Here is a 1,295-nt window from a genome sequence, read left to right on the forward strand (position 1 = left end):
CTTCCTGGAGGAGGACGACCGCCTGCTGCCGGGCGCCGAACTCGCCGGCGATGCGGCGGTCGTCCTCCTCCAGGAAGCGGCGCCGCACGAGGCCGCGCACCCGCAGCGCCAGCACCTCGGCATCGGACTTCGAGACCACGTCGTCGGCGCCCGCGGCGTAGGCCTGGACGAGGAAATCCTTGGGGGGGTTGCTGCCGGCGACCCCGACGAGGTGGAACCCGGCGCCGGCCACCCGGACGCCGCGGCGCTGGTCGATGGCCCGGCACAGGGCGAGGCCGTCGAAGGCCGGGCCGAGCAGGTCGACGGTGACGCAGTCGAAGGCCGTCGCCTCGCCCTCGGCGTCGAGGACGGCGAGCGCCTCGTCCGGCCCGGCGCTGGCGGTGACGGCGTGGCCGTCCTGGCCGAGCAGGCCGGCGAGGAAGGTGCGGTAGGTGGCGCTGCCGTCGATCACCAGCACGCGCCCGCGCCGGAAGGCGGCGGCCGACGGGGTCTCTGCGCTGCCGGGCGCCACGCTGCCCAGGCGCTCGCGCAGGAGCGCGCGGATGCGCAGGATCAGCAGGTCGCGGTCGCCGGACTTGGCGACGTAGGCGTCGGCGCCGCTCTCGAGGCCCTGGCGCTCGCCGTCGCGGGCGCCGGTGAGCATCAGCAGGGGGAGGGCGCGGGTGCGCAGCGAGAGGCGCAGCTGGCGCGTCAGCTCGTCGCCGTTCATGCCCGGCAGGTGGTAGTCGGCGACGACGAGGTCGGGCAGGCCCTGATTGAGGTGGTCGAGCGCGGCTTCCGCGGTCGGGCAGCGCTCGACCTGGAAGCCGTGGCTCTCCAGCAGCAAGCGAAGCTCCAGCGCCTGCGTCTCCGAATCCTCGACCAGGAGGATGCGGGCGGCCTCCGTCGCCGTGCCGGCGGTGCCGTTCATGCCGGCCGGTCCTGCGAGCCGGCCCCGGGCATGGCGAGCTTAAGGACATGGGCCGAGACGCGGTCGAGGGGCAGGACGGCGCGGGCGGCCTTCAGGCGCACGGCCGCCGCCGGCATGCCGTAGACGACTGCCGTGCTCTCGTGCTCGGCCACCGTCTGTGCGCCGGCGGCATGCATGTCGAGCAGGCCGAGCGCCCCGTCCTCGCCCATGCCGGTGAGCAGAACGCCGAGCCCCGTCGCGCCCGCCTGCCGCGCGACCGAGCGGAACAGCACGGTCGCCGCCGGTCGCTGGCCGGAGACCGGCAGGCTGTCGAGGATGCGCAGGATCCGGCCCGGCCCCAGCTCCAGGTGGCGGTCGCCCGGGGCGACGTAGACCCGGCCGGGCT

General features: G+C 75.8%; 2 protein-coding genes. Both read right to left on the reverse strand.

The genetic code is table 11. The features are described 5' to 3' along the window. On the reverse strand, positions 1–910 hold a 910-nt coding region (locus FV223_RS27865; RefSeq protein ID WP_147729903.1), incomplete at its 3' end, for a response regulator. Next, on the reverse strand, positions 907–1,295 hold a 389-nt coding region (locus FV223_RS27870; RefSeq protein ID WP_147729904.1), incomplete at its 5' end, for a CheB methylesterase domain-containing protein. The genes FV223_RS27870 and FV223_RS27865, both read right to left, overlap by 4 nt.

It is taken from the genome of Methylobacterium sp. WL116 (assembly GCF_008039455.1).
Lineage (GTDB): Bacteria > Pseudomonadota > Alphaproteobacteria > Rhizobiales > Beijerinckiaceae > Methylobacterium.